The organism is Acidobacterium sp. S8 (assembly GCF_009765985.1).
GTDB lineage: Bacteria > Acidobacteriota > Terriglobia > Terriglobales > Acidobacteriaceae > Alloacidobacterium.
In genome coordinates this window covers 37018-53722 of the sequence record NZ_LMUM01000013.1, presented here as the reverse complement: position 1 = coordinate 53722, position 16705 = coordinate 37018, and the positions used below count along the sequence as shown (strand labels likewise).

At 57.7% G+C, this 16705-nt stretch carries 14 protein-coding genes; 11 read left to right on the top strand and 3 right to left on the bottom strand.

Annotated elements, in window-relative coordinates:
* Window positions 1-44 precede the first annotated feature (44 nt).
* From GSQ86_RS03575 to GSQ86_RS03530, 10 genes are all read left to right on the top strand, one after another.
* Complete coding sequence (locus tag GSQ86_RS03575; RefSeq protein WP_158748594.1) at window positions 45-3428, top strand: TonB-dependent receptor; 3384 nt, start codon at window positions 45-47, stop codon at window positions 3426-3428.
* Between the two features lie 606 nt (window positions 3429-4034).
* A complete protein-coding gene (gene mnmG, locus GSQ86_RS03570; protein WP_158748593.1) occupies window positions 4035-6287 on the top strand; it encodes a tRNA uridine-5-carboxymethylaminomethyl(34) synthesis enzyme MnmG in 2253 nt (750 codons plus the stop codon).
* 20 nt (window positions 6288-6307) lie between these two features.
* Window positions 6308-6571: a UBP-type zinc finger domain-containing protein gene (locus GSQ86_RS03565; protein ID WP_158748592.1), complete on the top strand. Its 264-nt coding sequence runs from the start codon at window positions 6308-6310 to the stop codon at window positions 6569-6571.
* Between the two features lie 127 nt (window positions 6572-6698).
* A complete protein-coding gene (locus GSQ86_RS03560) occupies window positions 6699-7688 on the top strand; it encodes an aldose epimerase (protein ID WP_216840996.1) in 990 nt (329 codons plus the stop codon).
* Window positions 7689-7726: 38 nt separating this feature from the next.
* Window positions 7727-8896 carry a galactokinase gene (galK, locus tag GSQ86_RS03555; protein WP_158748590.1) on the top strand — a complete coding sequence of 390 codons (1170 nt, stop codon included), beginning with the start codon at window positions 7727-7729 and terminating at the stop codon, window positions 8894-8896.
* 187 nt (window positions 8897-9083) lie between these two features.
* A complete protein-coding gene (gene glgP, locus GSQ86_RS03550; RefSeq protein WP_158748589.1) occupies window positions 9084-10838 on the top strand; it encodes an alpha-glucan family phosphorylase in 1755 nt (584 codons plus the stop codon).
* Between the two features lie 131 nt (window positions 10839-10969).
* Window positions 10970-11212, top strand: a complete 243-nt coding sequence (locus GSQ86_RS03545) for a hypothetical protein (RefSeq protein WP_158748588.1) — start codon at window positions 10970-10972, stop codon at window positions 11210-11212.
* A 136-nt stretch (window positions 11213-11348) separates the two neighbouring features.
* Window positions 11349-12407 carry a metal-dependent hydrolase gene (locus GSQ86_RS03540; protein ID WP_158748587.1) on the top strand — a complete coding sequence of 353 codons (1059 nt, stop codon included), beginning with the start codon at window positions 11349-11351 and terminating at the stop codon, window positions 12405-12407.
* Window positions 12408-12493: 86 nt separating this feature from the next.
* Window positions 12494-12913 carry a hypothetical protein gene (locus GSQ86_RS03535; protein WP_158748586.1) on the top strand — a complete coding sequence of 140 codons (420 nt, stop codon included), beginning with the start codon at window positions 12494-12496 and terminating at the stop codon, window positions 12911-12913.
* 57 nt (window positions 12914-12970) lie between these two features.
* The gene (locus GSQ86_RS03530; RefSeq protein ID WP_158748585.1) at window positions 12971-13519 is read left to right on the top strand and encodes a DUF6580 family putative transport protein; all 549 of its coding nucleotides are present in this window, start codon (window positions 12971-12973) and stop codon (window positions 13517-13519) included.
* Window positions 13520-13598: 79 nt separating this feature from the next.
* Here GSQ86_RS03530 and GSQ86_RS03525 read toward each other — a convergent pair whose 3' ends face one another.
* Window positions 13599-14648, bottom strand: a complete 1050-nt coding sequence (locus GSQ86_RS03525) for a trans-acting enoyl reductase family protein (protein WP_158748584.1) — start codon at window positions 14646-14648, stop codon at window positions 13599-13601.
* A 102-nt stretch (window positions 14649-14750) separates the two neighbouring features.
* On the opposite strand from GSQ86_RS03525, the gene GSQ86_RS03520 reads away from it, so the two are divergent.
* The gene (locus GSQ86_RS03520; RefSeq protein ID WP_158748583.1) at window positions 14751-15356 is read left to right on the top strand and encodes a TetR/AcrR family transcriptional regulator; all 606 of its coding nucleotides are present in this window, start codon (window positions 14751-14753) and stop codon (window positions 15354-15356) included.
* A gap of 66 nt (window positions 15357-15422) precedes the next feature.
* Here the strand turns inward: GSQ86_RS03520 and GSQ86_RS03515 are convergent, their stop codons facing one another.
* On the bottom strand, window positions 15423-16058 hold the full coding sequence (locus GSQ86_RS03515; protein WP_254062106.1) for a YqaA family protein: 636 nt from the start codon (window positions 16056-16058) through the stop codon (window positions 15423-15425).
* Window positions 16059-16089: 31 nt separating this feature from the next.
* Complete coding sequence (locus GSQ86_RS03510) at window positions 16090-16593, bottom strand: molybdenum cofactor biosynthesis protein B (protein ID WP_158748582.1); 504 nt, start codon at window positions 16591-16593, stop codon at window positions 16090-16092.
* Window positions 16594-16705 lie beyond the last annotated feature (112 nt).

The following is a 16705-nucleotide window of genomic DNA, read 5'->3' as shown; positions in this document are numbered from 1 at the left end:
GCGTTCAAGAACGCAAAAGTTTTACTTTTTAAGGAGTGTCAGACATGATGCAACGTTTCTGGCGTCGCCTCACCCTTGTGCTCTGCCTTGCCTTCGCCGCAACCATCGCGGTCTCAGCGCAAAGCACCACAGAAGGCGCAATCGCAGGCACAGTCCTCGATGCCAACAGCTCAGTCGTCAGCAATGCCGCCGTCAAGATTCACAACGACGGCACCAATGCCGAATTCGACGTAACCGCAGATGAAAGCGGCTACTTCAAGGCCCCGCTTCTGCCGCCCGGCACCTACACCGTCTCCGTTTCCGCGTCAGGATTCAATGATCTCCGCCTGACTTCGGTCGTCGTAGGTGTCGGCCAGCTCACCACCCTGCAGCCGCATCTGACCGTAGGCGCTGTTTCGAGCACCGTCACCGTCTCCGGCGCAGCGCCCATCATCAACACCGAATCGCCTGACTTTTCTTCCAATCTGTCTCTGACCACCATCAACAACCTGCCCATCAACGGCCGCCGCTGGTCCGATCTCACGCTGTTGACGCCGGGTGTCGTAGCCGATTCAAACGGCTTCGGACTTCTCAGCATTCGCGGCATCAGCCCGTTGCTGAATAATGTCCAGATCGATGGCGCCGACGACAATCAGGCTTACTTCTCTGAAGAGCGTGGCCGCACCCGTGAAGGCTACTCCACGCCGCAGGTTGCCGTGCAGGAGTTCCAGGTAAACACCGGCGTCTACTCCGCCGAATATGGACGCGCCCTCGGCGGTGTCATCAACTCCGTCACCAAGAGCGGCACAAACCAGATTCACGGTCAGCTTTACTTCTATGACCGCGACAATGACTGGGGCGCGAAGAACCCCTTCACCAAGCTGACCACTTTCGACGCAGCTAGCGGCACCACCAACACCATTCAGTACAAGCCGAAAGACTGGCGTAAGCAGTGGGGCCTTGGCGTGGGCGGTCCGCTCATCAAGGACAAGCTCTTCTGGTTCTACGCCTATGACGGCTATCGCCGTAACTTCCCCGGCACTGCAGTAGCTTCCAATCCCGGCGCATTCTTTCAGGCGCCCGATCCAAATATTCCCGGCGGCTATGACTGCGCCACCATCATCTCCTCGCAAGGCAAGACTGCTCCTTCGAACCCCGTCGATGCACAGGCTTGCGTACTCCAGGCGCGTCTTGGCCTGTCGAGCTACTCGGCCGCCGTCAGCCTCTACAACACTGACCTCGCCGCAGTCGCCACAAACCTCGGCCCCGTGCACCGCACCGGCGACCAGACCATCAACATGCCGAAGATTGACTGGCAGATCAACGGAAAGAATCACGCCAGCTTCATCTACAACCGCTTGCGCTGGGATTCACCCGGCGGCGTGCAGACCCAGGCCACAAACACCTACGGCATCGATGGTTTCGGCAACGACTTCGTAAAGCTCGACTACGGTCTGGCTAAGCTTGATTCGGTGCTGACTCCAACCATCGCTAACGAGCTTCGCTATCAGTATGGCCGCGAGTTGAACGATGAAAACTCACAGCCTGTCAGCGCCTATGATGCACAGTTCGTGAACTCAACCTCCTTCCAGGGCTTGCCTCCCACCATCTCTCTGCAAAGCTCGAACGGCTTCAGCAGCGGCGTCCAGTACTACGCGTTCCGTCCCGCGTATCCTGACGAGCGCAAGTGGCAGATTGCCGACACTGTGAGCTGGATTCGTAATCAGCACTCGCTCAAGTTCGGTGTCGACGTCGTCCACAATTTCGATCTCATTAACAGTCTGGGTCTTGCCGCAAGCAGCCCGAACGGCGATTTCACCTATACATATCTGGGCAACTTCTTTGCCGACCAGGCCAAGCCGAGCGGCACCTGCGGATCGAGCGCCAACGAGTACAACGTCGGAACGCTGCCTTGCTACTCGTCCTTCAGTCAGAACTTCGGCCAGTCCACCTTCAACCTGAGCACCGTCGATTACGGCTTCTTCGGGCAGGATGACTGGAAGATTCTGCCGAACCTCACGCTTAACCTCGGGTTGCGTTATGACTTCCAGAGCATCCCGGGTCCTTACAAAAACCTGCAGCAACCCGTCGGGTCCTATACTTCGATTCCGGAGATGCTCCAGCATCCGGATGACAAAAATAACTTCGGCCCGCGTGCCGGCTTCGCTTGGAACGTCTACGGAAAAGGCACAACCGTACTACGCGGTGGCTTCGGCATGTACTACGGCCGCATCCCCAACGCGATCCTGCTCACCGCCTACTCTCAGACAGGCTCACCGAACGCTCAGTTCTCTTCGAGCTTCAGAAACTACCAGGCTGGCCCGCAGTTCCCATCGATTCTTCCTTCCAACTACTCGCCGACGGCCCTCGCCGCAGCCAGCGTTCAGTATCTCGACAAGCATCTGCAGAATCCGCAGGCCATGGAGTATGACCTGACCCTGCAGCAGCAGTTCGGGCCGCAGACGGTATTCTCACTGAGCTATCTCGGCACGCAGAGCCGCGAGCTGACCAACTTCGTGAACACCAATCTGGTCAACACGGCTGCCCCTGACAACAACACCAACAATGGCGATGGCTACACCACGGTCAATTACACGATTCAGGCCGCCAGCAATGGCAGCTGCGGACCTCTGGCTTGTGGAAGCACCTATGCGGCAAAGGTCTACAACGGCTATGCCAATCCGAACTTCGCCGCAATTACAGACGTGGTCAGCAACATTAACGCCAGCTACAACGCTCTCGTGGCCGAGATCAACAACCAGACCTCGCGCTACGTGACCTTCGATGCCAGCTACACCTGGTCGCACTCACTGGACTTCAACCAGAACCAGTCCACGCAGGCATCCGCGAATCAGCCGCTCGATCCCAACTCCAGCGAAGCCTCGCAATATGGAAACTCCAACTTCAACGTTCCCAATCGTTTCGTGGCTTACGCTGTCGTAAAGTATCCGAACCAGTTCCAGGGTTGGGAGAGCTATCTGCTCGATGGTTGGAGACTCAATCCGCTCGTTCAGTTGCAGAATGGACTTCCTTACAGCCTGACGACCAGCAGCTACCCCAACGGCACTTCACCCAGTACCGGATGGAATGGAGCGGGTGGAAGCCCGGCCTATATCCCTGTCTTAGGCAGAAATACCTTCAACTATCGCCGTGCCGAGGTCTTCGACCTTCGCGGTCAGAAGGATATCCAATTCCACGAAAAGTACACCCTGCAGCTCATCGCGGAGTGCTTCAACGTCTTCAATCACGAGAATACGACCAGCGTGAACACTCTTGGTTACACGTTCGGCAGCTCCACGCCGGCCGTCTCGGCCAAGGGTTACACCGGTCCGCAGACTTACACCACTCCGCTGACCTACAACCCATCGTTTGCATCGGTAACAAACGTAAACAGCAACTACGCATACAGCCCGCGTCAGGTGCAGGTAGCCGTGCGCTTTGAGTTCTAGTCGCTGAAACGCTCTCCAACCATGCGGCAGCTTCGGCTGCCGCATTTTCTTTGCAATAAAAATCCCGGCATCGCCTCCACGAAGTTAGGTCCGGGCAGATTTGTGAAATTTCTTGTCAAGCCCCCTGTGCGCCTCATAAATCGCCTAAGTGAAACGCATAAAATCACTTACCGCCGTAAAAAACTTGGCAGAGTATTTCGCACAAAATTGATATCCTGAATATAGGACCAATAAACAGGGTGGAAGCATCGGCCTTTAGCCCGGCAACAAACGTAAGAACAGGTGGAAACACTTGGGCTTTGGTCTAGTGAGAAGCACGGGCGTTAGTTTGGTGACGAAGGCAAGACCGGGTAGAAGCACCGGGCTTTAGCCCGGTGACCAAGACAATTTCAAAAGGGCCTTCAGGCCCGGGAATATTTGGGACGCAGACCCCCGCTAAGTGATTGAAAACACTAGAAACCATCTAAACCACGTCATATCAGTGGGATAGCGGGGGATGATGCCCCGCTAAGTGTTTGAAAATACACAAAAGATAGATCCCCCGGAGGGGGAGGGGGTAGTCACCCCGCCGACACCACCAACCAGCTAGAATAAAGCTGGACAGTTATGCCATTCACCGAACAGTACGATGTAGTCGTCGTCGGAGCCGGACACGCCGGCTGCGAAGCGGCCATGGCGGCGGCCCGCATGGGCCTGCGCACAGCCCTGTTCACGCTGAACCTCGACCTCATCGCGCAGATGTCCTGCAACCCCGCCATCGGCGGCATTGCCAAAGGCCATCTCGTCCGCGAAGTCGACGCTTTGGGCGGCATCATGGGCGAAATGGCGGATGCGGTCGGCATCCAGTTCCGCCTGCTGAACACCTCCCGCGGCCCGGCCGTATGGTCGCCCCGAGCGCAATGCGACAAGCAGCAATACCGCGTAAAAATGCGCGAAATGCTCGAATCGCAGCCAAATTTGTTCATCAAACAAGCCGAAGTCGCGGATGTTGTTTTCGCTCCCGCAAATGCAGATGGAATAAACGGAATTGTCATCCCGACCGAAGCGGAGGGACCTGCAGTTCCACCAACCGATGTCATCCTGAGCGGAGACGCGCATGAGCGCGTCGCAGTCGAAGGACCCGCAGCGCAAGCTGCGTCTCAGTTGCGCGAAGCGCATCCTTCACTCCGCATCATCGGCGTAAAACTCCGCGACAACCGCATCGTGCACGCAGGCGCAGTCGTGATCACCACCGGAACATTCCTCAACGGCCTCATCCACTGCGGCGAAGAGAACTACCCCGCAGGCCGAAGCGGCGAACCGCCATCGGTCCTGTTAGGCGAAGCACTGAAGCGCCTCGGCCTGCGCGGCTGCCGCCTGAAGACCGGAACACCGCCGCGTCTCGACGGCCGCACGATTAACTGGAAGCAGTTCGAAGAGCAGCCTGGAGACAAAGATCCGACGCCCTTCAGCTTCCGCACCAAAGAGATCAAGCAGCGCCAGATCTCCTGCCATATCGCGCACACAACGCCGGAAACGCTACGTTTGATCCGCGAGAACGTCATGCGTTCGCCCATGTACTCCGGCCAGATCACCGCGACCGGCCCGCGCTACTGCCCCTCGATCGAGGACAAAGTCGTCAAGTTCCCCGACAAGGAGCAGCACCAGTTCTTCCTCGAACCCGAAGGCCTCAACACGCACGAAGTCTACGTCAACGGCATGTCCACCTCGCTGCCGATGGAAGTCCAGTGGGAGATCGTCCACTCCATTCCCGGCCTCGAGAACGCCGAGATGCTGCGCCCCGGCTACGCCATTGAGTACGACGCCATCGACCCTACCGAACTCGACCGGAGCCTGCGCGTAAAGCAGTTCCAAGGCCTCTATCTTGCCGGACAGATCAACGGAACCTCCGGCTATGAAGAAGCCGCCTGCCAGGGCCTGATGGCCGGAATCAACGCCGCCCTTTATGTCAAGGGCGAAGCGCCATTCACCCTCGACCGCACCGAAGCCTACACCGGCATCCTCATCGACGACCTCATCAGCAAGGGCACCAACGAGCCCTACCGCATGTTCACCTCGCGCGCAGAGTTCCGCCTCCATCTCCGCATCGACAACGCCGACCGCCGCCTCACGCCGCACGGCCGCCGCCTCGGCCTCATCGCCGATGAAGCCTGGACCGACTACGAGCAGAAGCAAGCCCGCGCCGTAGCGCTGGAAAAGCTTCTCGCTACGAAGAAGACCAACGTCGAACGCCTGCAAGCGCTCCTGCCTGAACTTGCCGGGCAACTAGGCAACATCGCCGGGCAGACCTATGCGCAACTGCTCAAGCGCCCTGAAGTGACCATCGATCTGCTCTTCCCGGTGATCCGCGAAGAACTGACCGCCTCCGAGAGCACGCTCTTCGCCGCTTGGCTCGCAAACGCTGACGAATTGTCATTCCGAGCGAAGCCGTATAGCGGCGCAGTCGAGGAACCTGCAGTTTCCGTAAGTCTTGCGCAGCAAGGCTCGATAGAAGCACCGGCCTTTAGGCCGGTGAATCCAGCGGCCACCGAAAAAGGGCCTTCAGGCCCGGTCTTATCCGCGCAAGTCCGCAACGAGCTCAAATCCGTCGAAACCGAGATCAAATACTCCGGCTATCTCGACCAACAGAAGAAGGCCATCGAGAAGCTCAAGAAGGCCGAAGAGCGTGCCATCCCCGACTGGTTCGACTACAAGAACGTCAGCGGCCTCTCCCGCGAGATGCAGGAGAAGCTCCTGCGCGTCCGTCCCCAGACCATCGGGCAGGCGAGCCGCATCCCCGGCGTCACCCCGGCTGCGCTCTCCCTCATCAACGTGTACATTGAAATCCAGGCGAAGCGTGGATTAGCAAAGAGCGTCTAATCGCAAATCATGGAGATGAAATGCCGCAAACAGCCTGTACTCACGTCAAAGACCACGTAAAGAAGGTAAAGCCCGGCAGCAAGGGCTGCGAAGAGTGCCTGAAGACAGGCGACAGCTGGGTGCACCTGCGTATGTGCCTCGAATGCGGCCACGTCGGCTGCTGCGACTCGTCGAAGAATCGCCACGCGACAGCGCATTTCCATGCCACCCAGCACCCCATCATGCAATCGGCCGAGCGCGGCGAAGACTGGCGCTGGTGTTACATCGACGAGACTTACGTTTAATCAATCCGGTCTCGTAAAGATTTGAAGAATACGGCGCACAGGCTGAACAGACTATTGCTGTTGGCAGGGAGTTTCTGTTATCCCTGATGAAAGCGCATACATTCGGAAGGAGTCATATCCGGTGGAAATGACAGCGGCGGCAGCAAAATCAGGATCGGACAAGTTGAGAGACAGCGCGTCATCCCATCCGTCGATAGAGCAGCTGATACTTGAAAGCCATGCTCTGCGCGTGACCGTCCTGCCATCGCTTGGCGGTAAAATCGGATCGATCCAAATCCTGCCCGAAAACGAAGAACTGCTGCAGCAACCTCTCCGCCCCTATGCTCCGCGCACTCGATACTTGAATTTCGACGCAGGCGACGCCAGCGGATGGGACGAATGCCTGCCTTCCGTCGCAGGCTGTGAAGTGCAAACCGCATCCGGCAAAGTCGTAGTCCCTGATCACGGCGATTTCTGGCAAGTGCCCTGGGTAGTGGACTCGCAAAGCGGCAGCGAAGTCACGCTTTCAGCCGAAGGCTTCAGCCTGCCGCTCAGCTTTCGCAAAACCCTGCGGCTGGACGACAATCGTCTCCGTGTCTCTTACAGCGTGTGCAACCGCGGCTCTGATTCGGTGGAATATCTCTGGTCAGCCCACCCCGGATTTGCTGTCGAGAAGGGCGACCTCATCGTTCTCCCTTCTTCCGTGACCGACGTCATAGTCGAAGGCTCAGGCCAGAATCGCCTCGGCCAGCAGGGAACGCAGCATACATGGCCGCAAACAACGATCCCAAGACAAGCCATCGACCTCAGCATCGCTGGCGGCGCGGAAGATGGCATCGGAGACAAGCTGTTCACGCACTCTCCAGCCGAAGGCTGGTGCGCGATTGAGCGCAAGCGCCTGAATCGCCGCGTGGCCTTCCAATTCGATCCGAAGCAGCTTCCGTATCTGGGATTATGGCTCTGTTATGGCGGCTGGCCCGAGCACCAGAGCGTTCGTCAGCACTGCGTTGCCCTTGAGCCATGCACCGCTCAGGGCGATTCTCTCGCCACAGCCATGCAGGAAGGCCGTGCCCGCCGGCTTTCTCCACAGTCAGAAGATAACTGGACGCTCGAATTGCAGGTAAGTGGTGTATCGTAAACACGGGTTTTTAATTTTTTGGCAAGGGATTGGCGCGAATGTTGGATGTAAACGGTATCAGAAAAATCCATAAGGAAAGGTTTGGCCATGAGCCCGCGGTCTTCATCGCGCCGGGTCGCGTCAATCTCATCGGCGAGCATACCGATTATGCAGACGGTTTCGTCATGCCTGCAGCGATCGACTTTGCCACCGTCGCTGCCATCTCGCCCAGCAACGATGCGAATGGCACAATTTTGTCCAGAAATTTTGGCCAGACAATCGAGCGCAAGATGCAAGACATCGGCACTCAGGGTTCACATCATTGGAGCGATTATCCCTTCGGCGTCGTTTCCATCCTGCAGCAGGAAGGTATTAACGTTCCCGGCTTTCACCTGACGCTCGAAGGCAATGTTCCCCTGGGTGCTGGCCTCAGCTCTTCGGCATCGATTGAAGTAGCCACTATGCTGGCCATGCTGCACCTTGCCCGAACCACCCTGCCGTTGCCGAAGATCGCCCTGCTCTGCCAGCGTGCTGAAAACGACTACGTCGGCGCGCCCTGCGGCATTATGGATCAGTTCGTCTCCTGCTGCGGTGCCGCCGATTCAGCCCTGCTGCTCGATTGCCGCAGCCTCGATTTCCGCCTCGCTCCCATCCCAAAGCACCTCAGCCTGGTCATCTGCAACACCATGGTCAAGCATTCGCACGCCGGCGGCGAATACGGAATCCGCCGCGCCGAAGTGGAAGAAGGCACAGCAATTCTCCATAGCCACCGCCCCGAGATTCGTTTTCTGCGGGACGCTACTATGGAAGACCTTGACCGCTGGGGTCACGAGATGCCCGCGAACGTGCTCAAGCGCTGCCGCCACATCGTGACCGAAAACGTCCGCACCGTAGCCGCAGCCGATGCTCTTGAAGCCGGCGATCTGAAGACACTGGGCCGCCTGATGGCCGAAGCCCACGCCAGCTATCGCGACGATTTCGAGGCAAGCTGCCCCGAAGCCGACATCATGGTGCAGCTCGCCCTGCCACTGGAAGGCTGTATTGGCGCTCGTCTCACCGGCGGAGGATTTGGAGGTTGCACGGTCAATCTGGTGGAGTCCATTTATGCCGAACAGTTTGCTTCCCGGATCGCGGAGGGCTATGAAAAAGAAACAAGTATCCGCCCCGAAATCTATATGAGCCGCGCGTCGGCAGGCGCACACAAAGTGGAACATTCAGGCACGAATTGAACCCGAAGTAATAAGCTGAGGAAATTTCCCTCACTCAGATTGCAAGTGCGCCGTTAAGATTTCACTATCCCCATGGTTGCCACGCCGAATTATCTTCAGAAGACCGGCGAAGGCAACTGCATCTGCGCCGCCCTTGTCGGTCAGCGGGCTTTTCATCGGCCGTTGCGTGCGCAGGGAAATGAGTTGAATGAGCCTGTTGACTACTATCTCTTCCTGTAGCGAGAACTCTCGCATTGCTTACTTTTCCATGGAAATTGCAGTAGCTCCGGACATGCCTACCTACAGCGGTGGACTGGGCGTCCTCGCCGGCGACACACTGCGTTCTGCTGCCGACATGGGGCTGCCTCTGGCAGCTGTAACCCTGGCACATCGCAAAGGCTATTTCCGCCAGTACCTCGATGCAAATGGCGTTCAGACCGAAGAGCCGCAGCCTTGGAATATCGAGGAGAGGCTCTCACCGGAAGCGCCTGTCATCACCATCGAAATCGAAGGCCGCCCGGTAGCAGTTCGGGCCTGGCGTTATGACCTTCACGGCGTCACCGGCCACAGCATCGCGATCTATTTTCTCGATGCCGACCTCGACCAGAATGACCCCCGCGACCGCGTCCTCACGGATCGGCTTTACGGTGGCGATAGCGACTATCGCCTCCGTCAGGAAATCATCCTCGGTATTGGCGGCGTGCGAATCCTTGACGCTCTGGACTACAAGGCTGCCGTCTATCACATGAACGAGGGTCACGCCGCGTTGCTTACACTGGCGCTGCTTGAAGACCAGTTACAGGGTCAGCCGCTGGCCACAGCCAACGATCAGGATATCGCCGTCGTCCGCCAGAAGTGCGTCTTCACTACGCATACGCCCGTGCCTGCCGGCCACGATCGCTTCTCGCTCGAACAGGCCCACCGTATTCTGGGCGATAAGCGCACCTCTTTTCTTGAGAAGAAAGACTGCACGCACGAAGGCCTGCTGAATATGACTTACATCGCCCTCCGTTTCTCGCGATTTGTGAACGGCGTAGCCATGCAGCACGGCAAGGTCTCCCGGGAAATGTTTCCGGAGTACAACATCAGCGCCATCACCAACGGCGTACACGCAGCGACCTGGACTTCCGCACCTTTCCAGAGCATCTTCGACCGCCACATGCCCCGCTGGCGGCAGGATAACGTCACCCTTCGCTATGCCATCGACATTTCCGAGGAGGAGATCGAAAGCGCTCATACCCAGGCAAAGCAACTCCTCATCGACACGGTCGCGCAGCGCACCGGAATCACTTTGAAGGCCGACGTCTTCACCATCGGCTTTGCCCGCCGTGCCGCGACGTACAAGCGTGCAGATCTCCTCTTCACAGACCCTGAACGCCTCGTCCGTTGCGCCCACGAACAGGGCGGCCTGCAGATTCTCTACAGCGGTAAGGCTCATCCCGCCGACGAGCCTGGCAAGGCAAAGATTCGCCACGTCATCGAGCTGGCGAAAGAGCTCAATTCCGATGCGATTCGCATTATCTATCTCGAAAATTACGAATGGGAGCTGGGTGCGCTGCTGACCAGCGGCGTTGACGTCTGGCTCAATACCCCCAAGCGGCCCTATGAAGCCTCTGGAACCAGTGGCATGAAGGCAGCGCTCAACGGAGTACCTAGCCTCAGCATTCTTGATGGCTGGTGGATCGAAGGCTGGATCGAGGGCGTCACCGGATGGGCTATCGAAGACAACGATGACGAGGCCGATGAAGCCGGTTCGCTCTACGATCACCTTGAACGTGTCCTGCTACCGCTCTTTTATAGCCAGCCGCAGCAGTGGAGACGCATCATGCGTTCCACCATTGCCCTCAACGGTTCGTTCTTCAACACGCAGCGCATGCTCGAGCAGTACGTGGTCAACGCCTACTTTCCGGAAGAGCGGGTCCAGCAGACGGTCGAGAAGCCCGACGCAGTTCTCGCGCGGTAATGAAATTCGTGGCACGGAAGTGTTTATTGCTTCCGTGCTTTCATTACCAAAGAGACAGGTTGATATCGAAAAAGGCTGTGATACAACTCGCTTGGTAGCGTTTCCATCTCTAAACAGCCAGAGGAGCAATCATGCCGAATCCGGAAAGAATCGAAAAGTTTTCCACGGCAGAACTGACCCGTTTGCGCCAGGAACTGATGCAGTCGGGCCTCGACTCCTGGCAGTCCGCGGAAATGGTCACAGCCTTCCTTTCCGCGCACGGATACGGTGTTAAATCGGACCTGGTCTCCGAGGTTCTTCTGCGCCTCGAAGGCTCCGGCTGCTCTGTCGATTGCATGCAGTCTCAGCTGGAACGCGTGGCGCTCGTCATGTAACGAATAAAAAAGCCCCGTCGTTCTTCAGCTCAGAGAGGATATTCGCAGCTGCCTGGCCTGACGCCTGCTTTTTTTCGCGCTCGATAAGCTCTCCGCTAAGACGTCCAGCTCGATATGTTACGTTGGCTTCGAGCCTATGGATCCCGTCACCCACTTCCTTACCGGAGCTTGCCTCGGTCGCGCTGGCTTCAATCGAAAAACCGCCTATGCCACGCTGGCCATGACCTTGGCCGCCGAAGCGCCCGACCTTGATGTTGTAGGAGCCTTTCGCGGCCCCGTCGCGGGTTTCCAGCATCATCGCGGCATCACGCACACTTTCATCGCAGCTCCTGTCATCGCGCTGGTCACGGTCATTGTCGTCTGGCTCATCCATAAAGCCAGGGGCAAGCCAACCAAAGCTCCCATTCGATGGCAGCTGCTCTGGTGCTTCGCTCTCATCGCGGATCTCAGTCATCTCCTGCTCGACTTCACCAATAACTATGGTATCCGGCCGTTCTTTCCGTTTAATCCGCGCTGGTACTCGTGGGATATCGTCTTCATTATCGAGCCTCTGCTTCTTGTCGCGCTATTGCTCGCCCTCGTCATGCCCTGGCTCTTCGGTCTCGCCGACCGTGAGATCGGAGCCAAACGCGTCCAGTTTCGCGGTCGGGGATGGGCCATCGGCGCGCTTGTCTTCGTGGCGCTTCTCTATGCGGTGCGCAATGCCGAACACGCCCATGCCCTCAGCCTCGTCCGAAATACGGGCGTAACCAGCGCACCCATTCTGCGTGTCGCCGCCGAGCCCGAGCCGATCAACCCATTTTTATGGCATGCCGTCATAGAGACGCCTGACTACTACCAGAGTGCCACCGTGCATACCCGCTCCGATCAGGTCGAGACCGACTCTGAGGGAGATGTCTTCTACAAGCCGCCAGTGACCATGGCTACCCTCGCCGCCAAGTGCTCCTGGCTGGGCCGGGTCTATCTCGATTGGGCAAGCTGGCCCGTCGTCGAAGATAAGGGTCCGATCACGCCTCCCGGCTACAACATCGATCCACCCAATCAGGACTGGCACACTGTGCAATTCCGCGATCTGCGATTCGACTATCCAATCTTTTCCCAGAAACCGAGTGAATCCGTCCTCTCGGGCTGGGTGTACGTCGGCCCTCAGCAGGAGATCGAAGGCATGTTCATGAGCGGAAAGGAGCAGAAATAAATTAGCACGAGATATTTCAGGTGCCATGCTCCGCTGGTTCTGATTAAAATCTCTTCCTGCCAGCAAGAGCTGGGGAGGTACCGCTCATGAACTACTCACGTATTGTTCTTGCGGCCTTGGGCGCGACCGCCGCTTACTTCGTCATCGGCTTTCTTACCTTTGCCGTTATGCCGTTCCTGGTTCGCGAGTTCCGCAAATACCCTGCCGTATATCGCTCAGAGGAAGGTATCAAGAGCGTGATGCCCTACGGCATGGTCGCCATCTTTGTCGGAATCCTTGTCCTGGCCATTCTCTACGCAATGATCTATCAAGGCGGATCAGGCTTCATCGAAGGCGCGCGTTTTGGTCTGCTCATCGGCATCTTTGCCGTCTGCGCTTTCGTCATCCACAATTACGTCAACCTGAACATCGGCCTCAAACTTACAGTCGAACAGGCCGTAGCTTATTTGATCGAGTGGATTGCTGTGGGCATTTCTATCGGATTGATTTACCGCCCTGTACGATGATGGTTGGGACGTGAACGTGAAATAATAGCTTTCTCAAGTCCTGCCGAGGTGAGAAAGATGTCTGCGTATCTTCTGGTCCTGTTTGCAATTCTGAGCCGCGTCACCGTGGCCTCGCATCACAGCTGGCTGAACTTTACCGCCATCGGGGGCTCACTGCTCTTCTTCGGCGCGCGCCGTTCGCTGCGTCAGGCTGCTCTGCCAGTCATCGCTCTTGCAGCGCTCGACTACTACATGACCGTTTACGTCTACAGCTATCCCTTCGCGGCGCAGGACTACCTCATCACCTGGGCATGGTATGCAGCCGTGGTCGTCCTCGGCCATCTGCTCCTGCGTGATCACCGCTCCGTCGGACGTGTCGCCGCAGCCGTCTTGCTCTCATCGACGTCGTTTTTCCTGGCAAGCAACTTCGCCAGCTGGACGCTGCTGCGCGGCTTCTATCCCCACACCTTCAGCGGCCTCATGACCGCTTACGCAGCCGGATTACCCTTCTACCGCAATGACCTGATCTCCACCGGCCTCGTTGCCGGATTGGCCTTCGGTTTGCCCGCGCTGGTACGCCAGTTCCGCGGTCATAATGGGGAAATGCATAGCGACAAAGCAGCCTAAATGATCAGGGCGATACGCAAGAATCGCCCTGATCATCTTCCACGATCCGGCATACGGAACCTGTATCAGCCCACTGCCGTTATCGCTTGGCGCCCAACCTTTCGAAGGTCAGCTCCGGAGCAAGGGCGCGTAAGAAACTTGGCGCATCGAACATCTCACCCGGTGCGAGTACTCCGACGCCCTTAGCACTGCCATCGAGTATGCGCTGAGTGGCTTCGACGACCAGCGGTGCCGTGAAGGCATAAATGTCGCGGCCCCGCGCAATCGCGCGGCGTGTCTCCATTCCATTTCGAACGATCACGTCTACCAAAAAGATCTGGGCCGAGCGTCCCGTCTCGTCAGCCGCTTCGGGCGGAGGTGTGGTGGAATCGCGAAGATCGCGGAGCGGCGCCAGGTTGATGTAGTTATGGAGATGAGACACCCGCAGGTGGCGGCCGATCACGATACTTTCCGTCAATGGCAGTTCCATCACATCCTGAGCGCCGAATGGTTCAGGAAACGCCCATGAGGATGTCGGCGCCGGATTGCCGAGCGGTGTCAGTTTGCCATCGGTGATGACAAGCCGTGGAGCGGTGTTCCGCTGCCCGGTGAGCCGCGTCCCCAACGTTGGCCGCCAGCTATCCAGAGCGATCCCAATGCGGATTTCATCGGCCGACTTCCAGTCTCCCATGGCAGCCGTGGCCAGAAGGTCGCCAAGACCGCCATAAAAGCCCATCGCGGGGACAACAACGATTTTGGCCTCCCGCGCCGATGCGGCAAATCGCTCGAAGGTGGCAAGCGCGCTGGGCTGTTCGGCAGTTACATCCAGATAGTGCATGCCCGCACGCAGCGCCGCCTCAATCAGGGGCTGCGCCGTGTCGAGAAACGGCCCTGCGCAATTGATCACCGCAGCCCCGCCTACGAGAGCCCGATCGAGCGATGCCGGGTCTTCAATATTCGCGGTCCTGCTCTCCATGCCCAGCTCTTGAAAACCAGACGCGGCCAGCCGCCCCGCATCGCGGCCAATTGGGATTGGTGTGAATCCGCGCCGCCGCAGCTCCGCCACGACGAAACGCCCTGTGTGACCCGAAGCTCCAAATACAGTGACGAAACGCCCCGATTCAGAGCTTATTCTATTTCGTACAGTCATCTATCTTCCAGCGATACAGACCTGTCTGTTTCTTATATAATACAAACAGGTCTGTAGCGTGAAAGAATATCTGCTAAAGAATCCGATCAGGAGGGTTCTCGAATGCGAAATAGTGCAGTGGCCGACACAGCCAGTCCGCTCCACAGCGCGGTGGATGTAAGAGAACGCATCCTCGAAACAGCATCCGCTCTCTTTTATCGCCACGGCGTGCGTGCTGTAGGCGTTGACCTCATCGTGGAAGAAGCCGGCGTTGCCAAAACCAGCCTCTATCGTCATTTTCGAACCAAGGATGACCTGATTGCCGCGTTTCTTCATCGTGAAGACGAGGACTTCTGGCGGTGCTGGGACAACACGACGCAGGGCCATCTTTCCGACCCCGAGGCCGAACTCGAAGCGCAACTAAAATGGATCGGAGAACGCGTTAGCCGGCCAAACTATCGCGGGTGCCCGCAGCTCAATGTCGCCGCGGAGTTTCCTGCCCTGGATCATCCCGCTCGCGCGGTCGCAACTGCGCACAAAAAAGAATTGAGGCGACGGCTGAGATCTCTTGCCGAACGTCTTCGCGCGAAGCGTCCCGATGAACTGTCAGCGCAGTTGTCGCTGCTCATCAACGGCGCCTTCGTCAGTTCACAGATGTTCTCGGCGGATGAAGCGACTCCCGTCCTTCTGGCGGCGTCGCACGCGTTAATCACGTCTGCCCGAGCGTGACGACTGCTGTGCATCCATGCCTTGTTGACGAGGCAACTTCTCCGGATTCAGGATTTAGACGGAGGGCTAGTTCTCGAATTCGCCCGTCCGCCGCTTGCTCATTCCCTTGCGGACGGCAAAGAAAACCAACAGTCCCAGCGCCGCTCCAATACCAACCAGCAACATCACCAGGTGCCGTTTCATCAGGTCATGAACGACGGTGACAATCTCTGGACCGTAGTAGAGAACCAGCAGTCCTTCGACGGTGAATCGTACCAATCTGCCGAGAAAGACGGCGGCAAGAAAATCCCGGACCTTCATCTCAAAGACTCCGGCTCCGAAGACAAAGAGCTTCCACGGAGTCGGCGGAGGCATCATCGACGGAATGAATAAGGCGATGAATTCCTGTCGTTCAAAACGGTCTCTAAGCTGCTCATAACGCGCGCGGTCCACACGCTTCAGGAGAAACAGTTCGCCACCGGCGCGTCCCAGGTAAAAGGGTAGAAGCCCTCCAATGGAGGAGCCGACAGCGGCCATGAGGCAGTAAAGGAAAAAGTGATGCCGGTCCTCCCATACATATCCCGAGATGAGGATGTCCATTGGCATCGGGATGCTGCTCGAATCGAGCAGAGCGATAGCGCCCGCGCCCCAGAAGCCGAGCGGCTTGAGAAAGGCGAAAAGCCAGGTGCTGAATTTCAGAAATAGGGCTGAGAGATGTTTCAAGATCTTTGTGTACTTTCCTGTTTCCAGTGTCTCATCCGGCCGTCTTTTCTTCCGGCTCCAGATGCGGCGTCTCCGTCCCGCCGAGCAGCGTCAGAGCGTGTGAGATCAGCGGAAGGACTGCGGTAAGGGAAGTGGCAGCGCCACGCGGACTTCCCGGCAGGTTCAGAATGAGAGACCGCCCCACGGTGCCGCACAGAGCCCGGCTCAGCGCAGCGTATTCTGTCTCTCGGCGGCCTTCGGCCCGCATGACTTCAGGAATGCCGTCGAGCAGCCGTTCGCACACATTCCGTGTAGATTCAGGAGTGACGTCACGCGGAGCAATACCGGTGCCACCGGTTGTGACGACAAAATCATGACGGCTGGCGCAGTCCCGTAAAGCATCTTCGATGGCCGGCTGATCGTCCGGAATCGTCAGCCTTTCAACAACTTCGAAGCCGCTGGCGGCAAGGATTTTCTCTACGGCCGGCCCGGAAAGATCGACGCGTTTGCCCTGATAACAGGAGTCGCTGACTGTAATGACGGCTGCCGTAAACATTACTTTTGATTGTAATGTCGGCACGACAAAGGCAATGCAAATGAATCAGAAGGCAGAACTTTTTCTTCCCGGGAACGTCTGAATACATAAGGTTTCCCCCGTCTGTGAGAGA